Raw genomic sequence first — 13,698 nt, 5'->3', positions numbered from 1 at the left:
CCGACGCTTCAGGCCCTCATCCCCTTCGCAGGAGCCCGGCATGCTCAAGCTCGATCTGACCGACGCGCCCGTGGCCTCCCGGCGCGCCTTCCTCGGCGGGGCGGCGATGGGCGCCGTGCTGCTCGCCTTCCGGCTCGACCTGCGCGGCGCCCGCGCGGCGGAGGGCGGCGGGCCCGACCTGTCCAAGGGCCCGGCCCAGCCCAACGCCTTCGTGCGGATCGCCGCCGACGACACCGTCACGGTGATGATCAAGCATCTCGATATGGGCCAGGGCAACACGACCGGGCTCGCCACGATCCTGGCCGACGAGCTCGACGCCGACTGGGCGCAGATCCGCGTCGCCTTCGCGCCCGCCGATGCCAAGCTCTACAACAACCTCCTGATGGGTCCCGTGCAGGGCACCGGCGGCTCCACGGCGATCGCCAATTCCTGGTTCCAACTGCGCAAGGCGGGGGCGGCGGCCCGCGCCATGCTGGTCGCGGCCGCGGCCGACACATGGAGCGTTCCGGCCTCCGAGATCACAGTCTCGAAGGGCGTGCTCTCGCACAAGTCGGGCAAGCAGGGCCGGTTCGGTGAGTTCGCCGAGGCCGCGGCGGCCAAACCCGTGCCGCAGGAGCCGCGCCTCAAGGCGCCCTCCGAGTGGACCCTGATCGGCAAGGGCGTGCCGCGGATCGACTCCGCCGCCAAGACCGACGGCTCGGCGATCTATTCCCTCGACATCCGCCGGCCCGGACAGGTGACGGCACTCGTCGCCCACCCGCCGCGCTTCGGTGCGAGCGTCCGGAAGGTCGATGCGGAGGCCGCCCAGGGCATGGCCGGCGTCCTCGCCGTCGTGACGATCCCGTCCGGCGTGGCGGTGATCGCCCGCGACACCTGGACCGCGATGAAGGCCCGCGAGGCCCTCAAGATCGAGTGGGACGAATCTGCCGCGGAGAAGCGCTCCTCGGACGCGATCCTCGCCGAGTACCGCGCGACGGCCCGGACGCCCGGCCTCGTCGCCTCGCAGGCGGGCGATGCCGATGCGGCGATCAAGGGCGCGGCCAAGGTGCTGGAGGCGGAGTTCTCCTTCCCCTACCTCGCCCATGCCTCGATGGAGCCCCTCAACGCCACGATCGAGCGGGCGGCGGACGGCTCGTTCGATGTCTATGCCGGCTGCCAGATCCAGACGATCGAGCAGGCGGTGGTGGCGGCCACCCTCGGCGTGACGACGGACAAGGTCCGGCTCCACACCCAATGGGCCGGCGGCTCGTTCGGCCGCCGCGCGACGCCCGGCGCCGATTATTTCGCCGAGGCCGCCGCGATCGTGAAGGCCTGGGACGGCAAGGCTCCGGTCCATCTCGTCTGGACCCGCGAGGACGACATGGCGGGCGGCTATTACCGGCCGCAGGTCTACCACACGGTCAAGGCCGGCCTCGACGCCAAGGGCCAGGTCGCGGGCTGGCGCCACACCATGGTGGGCAAGTCGATCATGATCGGCTCGCCGTTCGAGGCGATGCTGGTCAAGAACGGCATCGACGGGACCACGGTCGAGGGCGCCTCCGACACCCCCTACGGCCTGCCGGCCTACCGCTTCGAGGTCCATAACGGCCGCGAGGGCGTGCCGGTGCTGTGGTGGCGCTCGGTCGGCCACACCCACACCGCCCACGTGATGGAGGTGTTCATCGACGAGCTGGCCCACGCGGCCGGCGCCGATCCGGTCGCCTACCGGCTGTCGCTGCTCACCCGGGCGCCGCGCCTGTCGGGGGTGCTGCGCCTCGCCGCCGAGAAGGCGGGCTGGGGGGAGAAGGGTGCCGAGAAGGGTCGCGGCGTGGGCGTCGCGGTCCACCAATCCTTCGGCTCCTACGTCGCCATGGCGGCGGACGTGACGGCGGGCGAGTCCGGCGTGAAGGTCAATCGCATCGTCGCCGCCGTCGATATCGGCATCGCGGTCAATCCGGACGTGGTGCGGGCCCAGGTCGAGGGGGCGGTCGGTTTCGCGCTCTCGTCGGTGCTGCGCAACCGCATCACCCTGAAGGACGGCGTGGTGCAGGAGACCAATTTCGACAGCTACCAGCCGACCCGCATCTCCGAGATGCCCCGGGTCGAGGTTCACATCATGCCCTCCGACATGCCCCCCACCGGCATCGGCGAGCCCGGCGTGCCGGTGCTGGCGCCCGCGATCTCCAACGCGATCTTCGCGGCCACGGGCCAGCGCCTGCGCTCGCTGCCGCTGGACCTGGCGAGCCTCAGGGGCGCGTGAGGCCCAGCGGACCGGTTCGATGTCGCAAGGAGCCCCATCCTCACCCTCATCCTGAGGTCATGGATCGGATGAGCCGGTCGAACAGAATCTGAAGGGGCACGAGGTCGCGACCGTGCCCCACCCCCGTCACTTGATGTAATTCACCAGGGTCAGTTCCGAGAGCATCGACGTGACCTTGTAGCTCGCCTGGAGCTGGGTCTGCAGGCTGACGAGCTTGGCGGCGACCTCCTGGGTCGAGACCGTATCGATGCCGTCGAGGGCGTTCTCCAGGGTCGCCCGGGTCGCGGAGGCGACGGATTTGGCGTTGGCCATATTGCTCGCCGCGATACCGAAATCCGTGCCGAGCGCTTCGAGGCCGGCCCGATCCGCCGCCGGCGTGAGAGCGCCCGACACCCGCTCGGCGGTGGCCCGGAAGCGGGCGGTATCGACCGTCCCGGTGGCGTCGGTGAAGTTCTCCGCCGCCACCGCCGCGAGGCCGGCGAGGGTCTTGCGGATCGCCGCTTCGTTGGCCTGAGCCCCGATCTCGACGATGCGGCTCGCCCCCACCTGCACGCTCGCGGTCGCCCGCGGATCGGCTGCGTCGTCCCCTTGATACCAGATCACCGTGCCGGTGCTGGCCTGGGAGGCGTAGCCGTTGCCGTCGGCGGATACGCGGCGCGGCGCGAGGCCGGCGGTCGGGCTGCCCTCGAAGAAGTTCGTCGAGGCGCGCAGGGTGGAGCTCGCCGCCAATTCGGTCCCAGCGGTGGTCTTCAGGGCGTTGGACAGCGTCCGAGAGAGGTTGGCGGCGGTCTCCTCCCGGCTCGCCCCGATGGCGAAGGTCGTGGGTGAGGCCGCGTCCGCGCTGGGCCGCGCGGTCAGCTGGATCGTCTGGGTGGTGCCGTCGTGCAGGGCGAGCTTCAGCGTGACCGTGTCGCCGTCCTTGGGGATATCGGCGACCGACAGATTGATCGAGGCGGAGCTGCCTCCCGCGAAGGTCGCCGACAATCCCGGCGGCGTCGCGCTCTGCGCGCTGGCGATGGCCCCCGCCCCCGGCAGGCTCGCCAGCAGGTTCTTCAGGTTGGCGGCGGTCTCCGTGGGGCTTGCCCCGATGGCGAAGGAATCGGTGGACCCGGCGAGCGGGCTGGTGCGGGCGGTGAGATCGTAGGTCGCTTGGCTGCCGTCGGGCAGGTTCACCGCCACCCGGACCCGCATGCCGTCGCTGGGATTCTGCGCGAAGACCGGGGTGACGGTGGGCGCCGTTCCCGCGGTCAGGGTGGTCGTGATGGCGCCGCCCGCCGAGCCGCTGGCGCCGACGAGGGAGAAGCCGAAATTCGCCCGCGCCTGGGCGTTGCCGTCCTCGGTCAGGGTGATGGCGGTCCCGCTGCTCGCCTGGGTGAGGCGACCGTTGCCGGCCGGGCCGAGATCGGCCTGCTTCTGCTCGGCGATCAGCGTCTTGAGTCCGACGAGGCCGCTCGCCGCATCACCGTTCAGGATCGTCTCCCGGGAGACCACGGGGCGGGTGTCGGTCGCCCGGCCGGAGAAGACGTAGACATCGCCCGATTGCTGGTTGAGGGCGTCGATGGCCGCCGAGAGGCTGTTGTCGGCCGATTGCACGCTCGTGGCCGGAAGGGCTTGGTTCTGTGAGGCGAGAAGGCCGTTCAGGCTGGAGCGGGTGCTGTCCGTCAACGTCTTGAGCTGGGTCAGGCTGGCGCTCGTCAGCTTCACCCGCGTGTCGGCGGAGGTGATCGCCGCGAGGTAGCCGTCCTGGGCGCTGATCGCCGCGCGGGTGCTGAGACTGGTGGTGCGGCCGGGGCCGAGGCCGCCATAGGTGTCGGCGGTGCGTCCGGTCGAGAGCTGGCGCGTCAGGTCGTCGAGCTGGGACTTCATCTCGGTGAGGCCCGACGCCTGACGGTCGAAGCGGTAGGTGCCGGCGGCGAAGGAGGCGATGGTCGTCATGGGCGCGGGGCCTCCGTCAGATCCGCATCAGGGTGTCGAGCATGTCGCGGGCGGCGGTGAGCACGCGGGCATTGGCCGTGTAGGCCTGCTGCAGCGCGATCAGGTTCGACATCTCCTGATCGATGCTGACGCCGGAGGTCGAGGCGAAGCGTCCCTGCGCGGTCGAGAGGGCGATGCTCTGACCCTCGTTGAGGTCCTGGGCGGCGGCGGCGGCCGAGCCCTGCATCGCGATCACGTCCTGCACGAAGGTCGCCACGCTGGAGGTGGTGGGCGCGTCGATGCCGCCGATTCCGCTCGCCGAGGAGAAGGTGCGCCGCGTCGTCGTCACGGCGTCGTAGAGCGCCTGCGGCCGGGTCGCGTCCCCCGTGCTCGTGCCCGTGCCGGTGATGCCGACGAGGGCGGCGGCGTTGCCCGCGACCGCCGGATTGATGCTGATGCGCTGGGCGAAGCCCGTGAGCTGCGATCCCCCCTCGAACGAACCGGTGAACAGGGTTCCGGCCTTGCCGTCGACGAAGAGCGGGATCTGGGTCTTGCCGCTGTTGATATCGGCCGCCGAGCTGACCTGCGTCACGCTGGCCGAGGCGGCGACCAGGCTCGCGCTGCCGCTGGCGACGATGCGCACCGCTCCGCTGGCACCGCCCGGCGCCGCCGAGACCGCGTAGCCGCCCCCCGACAGAGCCTGACCGATGGCCGCAGCCATGGTCGCGGGGGCGCCGGCTCCGCTGCCGGGCAGCCGGAACGGGATCACGGTCGCCTCGGAATCCTCCGTCCCCGCCGCCGGGACCGAGGCCGGCGAGGTGCCGGAGAACGGCATCAGGATGATGTTGCGCTGCGTGCCGCCGTCCTGCACCGTCAGGGTGATCGCGTTGCCCGAGGACAGGCCGGTCAGGTCGATGTCGAGGGCCCCCGCCGTGCCGTCGGCGGGCTTCGAGCCGGTGGCGACGCGGTCCGACATCGATCGGGCGAGGCCTGCGGCGAGATCGTCGAGCTGGCGCTGGGCCTGGGGCAGCACGGTGTCGCGCAGCTCGACCGCCGCCGCGATCGAGCCGGAGCGGATCGCGCCCGAATCGATCAGGTCGATCTTGCCGCCTCCCGGGGTCGTCGCGACGATGGTGCCGACCCCGCTCTCGCTCGGATCGTTCGAGTAGAGCGCCCCCGCCGCGAGCGTGCCGCGGCCGGAGAAGCTCAGGGTCGCGGCGTTCTCGTGATCGACCAGGGTCACGCCCGACCCCGTCAGCACGCTGACGCTGCCGTCGTTCTGGGTCACCGCGTTGATGTCCATCAGGGCCGACAGGCTGTTCAGCGCCTGATCACGCTGGTCCTCGAGTTCGGGGCGGGCCGCATCGCTCTCCGGCGTGGTACCGAGGCGTACGTTGAGCTTGGCGAGTTGCGCGAGCAGATTGCTGGCGTCCTTCGTATCGGTGGCAAGCTGCGCCTCGAGGCCCGAGCGCAGGGCCTGCACGCCGTTGGCGGCCGTCCCGATGGTCGAGGCGAGGCCGGACGCCGCCGAGATCACGGTGCTGCGGGCCGCCGTCGAGGTCGGGTTGGCGGCGAGCGATTGCAGCGAGAGGGTGAAGCTGTTGAACATGCCGTCGAGGGCGGACGGATCGCCCGGCCGGCCGTAGAGCGCGTCGAGTTGCGTGCGGATGCCCGACATCGTCGAGGTGTAGGCCGCCCCCGACGTCTCGGACCGCAGCTGCTTGAGCGCCGCCGCGTCGATCGCCCGGGTGATGGTGCCGGAGGCCACGCCCGAATTGCCCGGCCCCGTGGTGATCGGCGAAAGGCTGCGCCGGACGTAGCCGACGGTGCCGACATTGGCGATGTTCTGGGAGACGACCCCGATCTGAGACTGCGTCAGGCGCAGGCCCGCCGTTGCCGTCGTGAACGCGTCAAAGGCCAAGGCCGCCCTCCCTCTTCATGCCCGATGCCGCGTCCGGTCGGTCAACCGGGCGCGGCGATCTCCGCCGTTGAGGCGGAGAAAGCCGCCTCAGCGAATGACGTTGATCAGATCCGAGAGCATGCTCTGCGCGGTCGACATCACCCGGGTGTTGGCCGAATAGGCCTGCTGGGTGACGATCATCTTGGAGAATTCCGCGGCGACGTCGGTGTTCGATTGCTCGACATTGGCGCCCACCACCGTGCTGTTGCGCAACCCGACGAGGGGCTCGCCCGAGGACGTCGTCTGCTGGTAGTTGCCGAGCGAGTCGGCCTTCAGCCCGTCGGGATTGGTGAACTGCACCACCTGGACCCGGGCGAGATCGAGCGTCCTGCCGTTCGAGTAGGTGCCGCGGATGACTCCATCCTCGCCGACCTCGACCACGTTGAGCGAGCCGGAGGCGTAGCCGTCCTGCTTCAGAGTGCTGGTCGTCGCCGTGCCGCCGGACGAGGCGTACTGGGTCAGGCCGCCGCTGAGATCGAGGGTCAGCGAGGCGACCGGGGTATTGTCGATGGTGAGGTCCGGGATCGTCAGGGTGCCGCCGGTCGGAGTGGAGAGCTGCCCGCTGGCGCCGAACTGGAAGGCCTGACCCAGATTGGTCCAGCCGGTCTGGCTGCCCGAGACGCCCGGCTTGTCGGCGTAGAACAGGTTCCAGGTGTCCTTCGTGTCGCCGCTCGCATTGGCGACCTTGGCCCACCGGGTCTTCAGGCTCACCGGCGCGCCCGCAGCGGTATAGACGGTGAGTTCGGGGCCGCCGATGCTGTTGTCGATCAGGGTCTGGGCATCGGAGGAATCGACCTTGCCGGTTCCGGTGCCGGAGAGCACCCGCGCATCCCGATCCGCGGCGAAGGCCGGCAGAAGGCCGTCATTGATCTTGGCTTGGGTGGTGGTCGGCGTCCGAGGGAGGTTGGCCGCGTAGGCGATCGTCGCCGTGGCCTTGGCCGGCAGAAGCCCGTTCGAGATCCGGATCGGGCCGTCCGAGATCGTCTGGCCGGTGGCCGGATCGAGACTCGCGCCGCTGAGATAGGAGCCCGCACCGTTGACGAGGTAGCCGTCCTTATCCTGGGCGAAATCGCCGCGGCGGGTGAAGAGGTTCGACGCGGAGAAGTTCGTCGCCCCGCCGGAATCGGTGGTCTTCTTCTGGACGACGAAGAAGCCGTCCCCGTTGAGCGCCATGTTGGTCGCGACGCCGGTCCCCTTCAGGGAGCCCTGGATCGAGTTGGTCATCTCGGAATAGGCCGAGACCGAGCCGGAGACCTGATGCTTGGGATCCTGCTCGGCGATGAGATCGACGAAGCTGGTATCGATCCGCTTGTAGCCGGTGGTCTGCGAATTCGCGATGTTGCCGGAGATGTTGTCGAGGGAGAAGGCCTGCGCCTTCAAGCCTGAAACCGCTGTCTGCAGCGCGGTAAAGATGTCCATGGCCCTGGCTTCTCCGAAAGAACCGCTCGGGGCGGCCGTCTCCTGGAACACCGGTTCAGCAACCGCCATGCCATGCCCAAGGTATTGATTTCGTTAGAGCGTTCGATCGAATACCCGGCAAATTCGGACCAAGCCGACATTTCGGCCCGGCAGAACCTGCCGGGCCGAAATGCCGTTTACGCCCCGTTATGGGGGAGCGCGCTATCCTTCCGGTCGGGATCGCTCGGACGAGACAGATGAAAAGCAAGCGGACGAGCCTCGTCCACCTGATCTACTTCTCACGTCTGAACCTTTCGGCCGATCCCGCTGCTCGCACCAAGCAGATCGGCGAGATCACCCGGCAGGCTCAGAAGAAGAACGAGTTCGCCGTCATCACGAGCTTCCTCGTCATCGACGGCCCGTTCGCCGTCCAGGTGATCGAGGGTGAGCGGCTCTCGGTCCACGAGACGTTCCAGCGCATCGCCAGCGACAACCGCCATCGCGACGTTCAGATCGTCGAGTGGCGCGAGATCTCCAAACGCGAGTTCGTCACCTCGTTCACCACGGTGACGCGCTCGGCGGCGAACGAGGTGCATTTCGCCAAGTCCGGTCTGCTGCCCATGCTCCAGCGGGGCACACCGAAGGGGGCCGTCATCCACGGCCTCGCCGTCACCCTCCAGGCCGAGTCGATGGCCAAGCAGGGCATCGACCACCTGTTCGTGTGAGGCAGACGCCTCCGAAGGGCCCCCCGAATCCATGAGCGACACGCTTCCCATCCTGATCGTCGACGACCAGCCCAAGCTGATGCGGCTGGTCATCGAGTTGATGACGCGCCTCGGCTTCCCCGAGGTGGAGGGTGTGACCGACGGTCCCGAGGCGCTCGAGCGCCTGCGTGGGCGGCGCTACGCTCTGGTGATCTCGGATCTGAACATGGAGCCGATGGACGGGCTGCAGCTCCTGCGCGAGATCCGTGCGGACGATGCGCTGATGAACACGCCCTTCATCCTCACCGAGACCTCGTTCGACTTCGAGGACATCAACCTCGCCCACGTGGCCGGCGCCGACGCCTTCATCCTCAAGCCGTTCGACATCAACCTGCTCAAGACCAAGCTGAAGCAGGTGCTGAACCGCAAGCCCCGCCGCCGCGACGCGCCGCTGCCCACGGAATCGACGCTCAGCCAGGACTTCCCGCTCCTCGGCAAGTTCTGAGAGTCGAATCGTCCGGCGCCACACCGCGTCGGCGGCGCGCCGGGCACCGATCCGCCCGCGCTTTGAGGATCCGCCTCACTGCCCGAAGCGCGGATGCGGGGCAGACACGTCCCAAGGTTGCAAAACCGAATCACGTGGGCAGGCCCCGACGGAAGGCCGCGATCCCCGCCCCGAATCGGCGCGAGGCGTGACCTGAACGAGGGCGCTCTCCCGGACGCCTCCCCCGCCGCCCCGGCAAAACGCTCGTTTTGCGGCAATCGCCGGGATAAAAACGACTTCAACGGGCATTTTGTGATACCCTCTTAACGTCAGCGCGCGCATTCTGGCCCCTGGAAGGAGCCGGCCCCTGACCATCATGCGATCGCCTGCCGAACAGCGTGCCGAAAGGGTCGTGCGGCCTCCCATGGAGGATCGGGTTGGGACGCGGGTCGATGCCGCCCGACCCGGCTCGGCAACGATCCGCGCGCGCATCGCGCAGGCCGGCTTCCGGATCGGCCTGATCGTCGTCGCCCTCGCCGCGACTGCCCTCGTGACGACCGCCCTGGGAGCGCAGCTCGGCCCCGTCCTCGGGAGCGCGATCGTCGGCCTAGCCGCAGTGGTGGCGCTCGGTCTCGTCATCGTGATCCTGGCCCGCCTGGCCCGGAGCCTCGCCGACAGCGCCGCCATCGCCGGACGCCTTGCCGCCGCGGATGTCTCCACCGAGGGGACCGGCCTCGCCGAGTTCGATGCCCTGCTCGCACGAATCGCCGGCCTGCGGACGGCCTGTGACGACTTGGCCGGGCAGCTCGCCGCCCTCCGTTCCGCCCCCGAGACCCGGATCGGTGCGGCGCTCGCCGCCGGCGCAACCATCCCCATGCGGCTGACCGACGCCGACGGGCGCTTGGCCTGGGCGGCACCCGCCGGCGCGGTCCTGGCCGGTTCGGGATACGGGGGACGCAACGAGGAGGCACTGACGGGGGACGGACGACGGTTCCGGGCCGAGCATGTGCCCGTCGCCGATGGCGGCAGGCTGACCCTTCTGTTCGACGTCACCGCCCAGACGCGGCGCGAGGCGGAATTGAGCGAGCGCCTCTACCGGATCGAGACGGCCCTCGACACCATGCCCCAGGGCTTCCTGCTCTACGACGGCGCGTACCGGCTGCTGGCCGTGAACCGGCGCTACCACGAGATCTTCCGCCTGCCGCCCGGCAGCATCATCGAGGGGATGGCCCCCACCGAGGTCTTGTCCCGCAACGCGGCGGCGGGCGCTCATCCGGACCGCCTCCCGAACGGAGCCTTCGCCGAGGAGGATGGGGCGATGCGGGCCGATTCCATGTCCGCCCGGATCCAGCGCCTCGCCGATGGGCGCGTCGTCGCCATCGAGTCGCATCCCCTGCCCTGCGGCGGCAGCGCGTCGTTCTACGAGGACGTGACCGAGCGCTGGCAGTCGGAGGCCCGCATCGCGCATATGGCGCGGCACGATGCCCTGACGGACCTGCCCAACCGCCTGCTCCTGCGGGAGCGGATCGAGGGCGCCATCACCCTTGCCCGCCGCAACACCGGCTTCGCGGTGTTGTGCCTCGACCTCGACAACTTCAAGCAGGTCAACGACACCCTCGGCCACGGGGTTGGCGACGAGTTGCTGCGGGCGGTGACGCACCGCCTCCGGGCCTGCCTGCGCGACGTCGACACGGTGGCCCGGCTCGGCGGCGACGAGTTCGCGATCATCCAGGCCTGCGTCGAAAGCGCGGCGGAAGCCGGGACCCTGGCCCGGCGCATCATCGAGGTGGTGAGCGCGCCCTATACCCTGACGCACCACGCCGTCACGGTCGGCGTGAGCATCGGCATCGCCCTCGCCCCCGGCGACGGGCTGGAGCCGGACCGGCTGATGCAATGCGCCGATGTCGCGCTCTATCGCGCCAAGGCGGATGGGCGCGGCATCTACCGCTTCTTCGAGGCCGAGATGGATGCCCGCCTCCAGGCCCGGCGCGCCCTGGAACTCGACCTGCGCGCCGCCTTCGAGGCGGAGGCCTTCGATCTGCACTACCAGCCGATCTACGATCTGACGGCCGAGCGCATCTGCGGCTTCGAGGCGCTTTTGCGCTGGAATCATCCCCTGCGCGGCCGGGTCTCGCCCACCGAATTCGTGCCGCTCGCCGAGGAGATCGGCCTGATCGTGCCGTTGGGCGAATGGGTTCTGCGCCGCGCCTGCCGCGAGGCGGCGGGCTGGCCGGACGACCTCAAGCTCGCCGTGAACGTCTCGGCGGCGCAGTTCACCTCCGTCGGGCTCATCGCCATGGTGCGGGACGCCCTGGCCGAGAGCCATCTGCCCGCCCATCGCCTCGAACTCGAGATCACCGAGGGCGTGCTGCTGGTGAACGGCAACGCCACGGTCGCGATCCTGCACGGGCTGCGGGGCCTGGGCACCCGCATCGCCATGGACGATTTCGGCACGGGCTACTCGTCGCTGAGCTACCTGCGCAGCTTCCCCTTCGACAAGATGAAGGTCGATCGCTGCTTCACCCGCGATCTCATGGCTGAGCCCGGCTCCGGCTTCATCGTGCGGGCGGTCATCAGCCTCGCCTCCAGCCTCGGCATGATCACGACGGCGGAGGGCGTCGAAACCCCCGAGCAGCTCGCCTGCCTGCGCGAGGAGGGCTGCAACGAGGCGCAGGGCTACCTGTTCAGCCCGCCGGTGCCCGCCTCCGAGGTGCCCGCCCTGCTGGAAACCTGGAACGGCAGCGGGCGCCGCGCGGCCTGAGGATCTGGCCGGCGCGGGCGCACGGCCCGGCGCCGGACGGCCGTCACGCGGCCTCGGCCGCCTGGGCCGGCGGACGCTCCCGCGACACCTTCGCCACCGCCGCGCGCAGCGTCGAGAGGTCGGCATCCGGCGCCATCCCGGCCGTGGCGAGGTGTCGGCGAAAGGCCCGCGCGCCGGGCCGCCCGTTGAACAGGCCGAGCATGTGGCGGGTGAAGGCGTGGAGCCGCATCCCGCGCGCGAGGGCATCGTGGATCGTCGGCGCCAGCGCCTCGACCGCCGCGAAGGCATCGGGAACGGGCGCGGGCTCGCCGAAGATCTCGGGATCGACCTCGAGCAGGAGCGCCGGCTCGGTATAGGCGGCGCGCCCGATCATCACCCCATCGACTTCGGCCAGCCGGTCGCAGGCGTCCCCGATCGTTCGGACGCCGCCATTGATCGCGATCGGCAGATCGGGCCGGGTCGCCTTGAGGCGCGCGACACGCTCGTAATCGAGGGGTGGCACGTCGCGGTTCTCCCGCGGCGACAGGCCCTTCAGCCAAGCCTTCCGCGCATGCACGATCAGCCCGTCGACCCCCGCCGCCACGACCGCCCCGGCCAAGGCGTCGAGGGCCTCCTCCGTGTCCTGATCATCGACCCCGAGGCGGCACTTCACCGTCACCGGCACGGAGACGGCGGCCTTCATCGCCGCCACGCAATCGCCGACCAGCGCCGGTTCGCGCATCAGGCAGGCCCCGAAGCGGCCATCCTGCACCCGGTCCGACGGGCAGCCGACATTGAGATTGACCTCGGCATAGCCGAACGCCTCCGCGATCCGCGCGGCGCGGGCGAGATCGCCCGGATCGGAGCCCCCCAGCTGCACCGCCACCGGTTGCTCGACCGCGTCGAAGCCGAGCAGCCGCTCGCGATCCCCGTGCAGCACCGCCCCGGTGGTCACCATCTCGGTGTAGAGCCGGGCGCGACGCGAGAGGACCCGGTGGAACGCCCGGCACTGCCGGTCGGTCCAATCCATCATCGGGGCGACGGAGAAGCGGAGATCCCGCGCGATCATGCGCGGATCAGTGCCGGTGGCCGTGTCGGTCGTGATCGTGGTCATGCCCGTGCGCGTGGTCATGGTCGTGCGAATGATCATGGGAGTGATCATGAGAATGCGCATGACCATGGGCATGCCCGTGATCATGTGCGTGATCGTGCCCATGATCATGCTTTTCGGCGTGATGATGGTGCCCGTGGTCGTGTCCATGATCGTGCGAATGATCGTGGCCGCAGGTGCTGTGGTCGTGGGCGGCCTTCTCGGGGCGGAAGGCCCGCGACACCGGCTCGGCGGCGCAGCCGGAGCCGCGCACCAGCTCCGCCGCGCTCGTCGGCACGTAGAGCACCTCCGCGCCGACCTCGGCCGGGACGTGGCTGCCGCCGAGCTGCCAGGCGAGGCGCAGGAGCCGGGCCGGGCTGCCCGCGCGCACTTCGAGGAGCGCCTCCTCGGCGGCGCGCACGCCGACGAGCCGCCCGTCCTCCAGGCGCAGCGCATCGCCCTCCTCCAGGCCCGAGGCCCGCTCCAGGGCCAGATCGATGCAGAGCCCGCCCGCCGTGTGGAAATGGGCATGGCCCTGCGCGCGGGCCGCGTGATCGAGGGTGACCGTGTCGACGACCTGATCGGGCCGGACGGCGGCCTTGCGGACGATCTGACGGGCTGTGGGCATGGCATCCTCGGTCGAAGGAACGGCGGCGGGCGCGGACGGCGCAGACCGACGTTTTTGCAACAGGTGCGCATCAGATGGCAGGCGCGGGCCGAAATGTCATGTCCCGGCGCGAACCAGCCGCAATCTTGGCCGTTTCGTCTGCCGGTGCTGTGAGACCACCGGTGCCCGGCGGGGTCGTCCCGCGACGAGGCCGGAGCGCCGATGCACAAGGGAGTTGCACGACCATGAAGACCTTGATCGCCGCCGCGCTCGCCGGCAGCCTCGCCCTCTCGCTCGGCGCCTGCAACACGCCTCAGGATCGCGCGCTCGGCGGCGGTGTGCTCGGCGCTGGCCTCGGCGCCGCGGTGGGCGGCCTCGCCACGGGCCGGGCCGGCGGCGCGCTCGCCGGCGCCGCGATCGGTGGCGCGGGCGGCGCCATCGCCGGTGCCGCCACGGCGCCGCGCTGCCCCTACGGCACCTACCGCGACGAGTTCGGCAACGTCTACTGCCGCTGATCGCGACACCGGACATGATGGGAAGGGCCGGGGCGAGGAGCCCCGGC

General features: G+C 70.3%; 10 protein-coding genes. 5 read left to right on the top strand and 5 right to left on the bottom strand.

Going from position 1 to position 13,698, the window contains the following annotated elements:
• The first annotated feature begins 40 nt into the window (after nt 1-40).
• Nucleotides 41-2,239 (top strand): molybdopterin cofactor-binding domain-containing protein, encoded by a 2,199-nt coding sequence (locus tag OWC43_RS08115; RefSeq protein WP_393956298.1) that lies wholly within the window; start codon nt 41-43, stop codon nt 2,237-2,239.
• A 126-nt stretch (nt 2,240-2,365) separates the two neighbouring features.
• Here OWC43_RS08115 and OWC43_RS08110 read toward each other — a convergent pair whose 3' ends face one another.
• From OWC43_RS08110 to OWC43_RS08100, 3 genes are all read right to left on the bottom strand, one after another.
• A complete protein-coding gene (locus OWC43_RS08110) occupies nt 2,366-4,174 on the bottom strand; it encodes a hypothetical protein (protein ID WP_393956297.1) in 1,809 nt (602 codons plus the stop codon).
• A 16-nt stretch (nt 4,175-4,190) separates the two neighbouring features.
• Nucleotides 4,191-6,074, bottom strand: coding sequence for a flagellar hook-associated protein FlgK (gene flgK / locus OWC43_RS08105; RefSeq protein ID WP_393956296.1), 1,884 nt, complete (start codon nt 6,072-6,074; stop codon nt 4,191-4,193).
• 87 nt (nt 6,075-6,161) lie between these two features.
• The gene (locus OWC43_RS08100; protein ID WP_393956295.1) at nt 6,162-7,532 is read right to left on the bottom strand and encodes a flagellar hook protein FlgE; all 1,371 of its coding nucleotides are present in this window, start codon (nt 7,530-7,532) and stop codon (nt 6,162-6,164) included.
• A 236-nt stretch (nt 7,533-7,768) separates the two neighbouring features.
• On the opposite strand from OWC43_RS08100, the gene OWC43_RS08095 reads away from it, so the two are divergent.
• From OWC43_RS08095 to OWC43_RS08085, 3 genes are all read left to right on the top strand, one after another.
• Nucleotides 7,769-8,236 carry a BLUF domain-containing protein gene (locus tag OWC43_RS08095; RefSeq protein WP_137830614.1) on the top strand — a complete coding sequence of 156 codons (468 nt, stop codon included), beginning with the start codon at nt 7,769-7,771 and terminating at the stop codon, nt 8,234-8,236.
• 31 nt (nt 8,237-8,267) lie between these two features.
• On the top strand, nt 8,268-8,720 hold the full coding sequence (locus tag OWC43_RS08090; RefSeq protein WP_137830613.1) for a response regulator: 453 nt from the start codon (nt 8,268-8,270) through the stop codon (nt 8,718-8,720).
• Between the two features lie 391 nt (nt 8,721-9,111).
• Nucleotides 9,112-11,460 (top strand): putative bifunctional diguanylate cyclase/phosphodiesterase, encoded by a 2,349-nt coding sequence (locus tag OWC43_RS08085; protein WP_393956294.1) that lies wholly within the window; start codon nt 9,112-9,114, stop codon nt 11,458-11,460.
• A 43-nt stretch (nt 11,461-11,503) separates the two neighbouring features.
• Here OWC43_RS08085 and dusA read toward each other — a convergent pair whose 3' ends face one another.
• Nucleotides 11,504-12,508 carry a tRNA dihydrouridine(20/20a) synthase DusA gene (gene dusA / locus OWC43_RS08080; RefSeq protein WP_393958516.1) on the bottom strand — a complete coding sequence of 335 codons (1,005 nt, stop codon included), beginning with the start codon at nt 12,506-12,508 and terminating at the stop codon, nt 11,504-11,506.
• A 7-nt stretch (nt 12,509-12,515) separates the two neighbouring features.
• Nucleotides 12,516-13,157, bottom strand: coding sequence for an urease accessory protein UreE (locus OWC43_RS08075; protein ID WP_393956293.1), 642 nt, complete (start codon nt 13,155-13,157; stop codon nt 12,516-12,518).
• Nucleotides 13,158-13,381: 224 nt separating this feature from the next.
• Between OWC43_RS08075 and OWC43_RS08070 the strand changes: the two genes are divergently transcribed.
• Complete coding sequence (locus OWC43_RS08070; protein WP_056240730.1) at nt 13,382-13,651, top strand: hypothetical protein; 270 nt, start codon at nt 13,382-13,384, stop codon at nt 13,649-13,651.
• Nucleotides 13,652-13,698 lie beyond the last annotated feature (47 nt).

The sequence above is a fragment of the Methylorubrum sp. POS3 genome, assembly GCF_043352485.1.
GTDB classification, from domain to species: domain Bacteria; phylum Pseudomonadota; class Alphaproteobacteria; order Rhizobiales; family Beijerinckiaceae; genus Methylobacterium; species Methylobacterium suomiense.
The sequence above is the reverse complement of the archived record's forward strand: the minus strand, read 5'-3'. Positions and strand labels throughout refer to the sequence as shown.

Bases quoted from the DNA above. Each gene is read 5' to 3' on its own strand.
- OWC43_RS08090 (WP_137830613.1), top strand. From the start codon at position 8,268: ATGAGCGACACGCTTCCCATCCTGATCGTCGACGACCAGCCCAAGCTG.
- OWC43_RS08115 (WP_393956298.1), top strand. From the start codon at position 41: ATGCTCAAGCTCGATCTGACCGACGCGCCCGTGGCCTCCCGGCGCGCC.
- OWC43_RS08110 (WP_393956297.1), bottom strand. From the start codon at position 4,174: ATGACGACCATCGCCTCCTTCGCCGCCGGCACCTACCGCTTCGACCGT.
- OWC43_RS08100 (WP_393956295.1), bottom strand. From the start codon at position 7,532: ATGGACATCTTTACCGCGCTGCAGACAGCGGTTTCAGGCTTGAAGGCG.
- dusA (WP_393958516.1), bottom strand. From the start codon at position 12,508: ATGATCGCGCGGGATCTCCGCTTCTCCGTCGCCCCGATGATGGATTGG.
- OWC43_RS08075 (WP_393956293.1), bottom strand. From the start codon at position 13,157: ATGCCCACAGCCCGTCAGATCGTCCGCAAGGCCGCCGTCCGGCCCGAT.
- OWC43_RS08070 (WP_056240730.1), top strand. From the start codon at position 13,382: ATGAAGACCTTGATCGCCGCCGCGCTCGCCGGCAGCCTCGCCCTCTCG.
- OWC43_RS08095 (WP_137830614.1), top strand. From the start codon at position 7,769: ATGAAAAGCAAGCGGACGAGCCTCGTCCACCTGATCTACTTCTCACGT.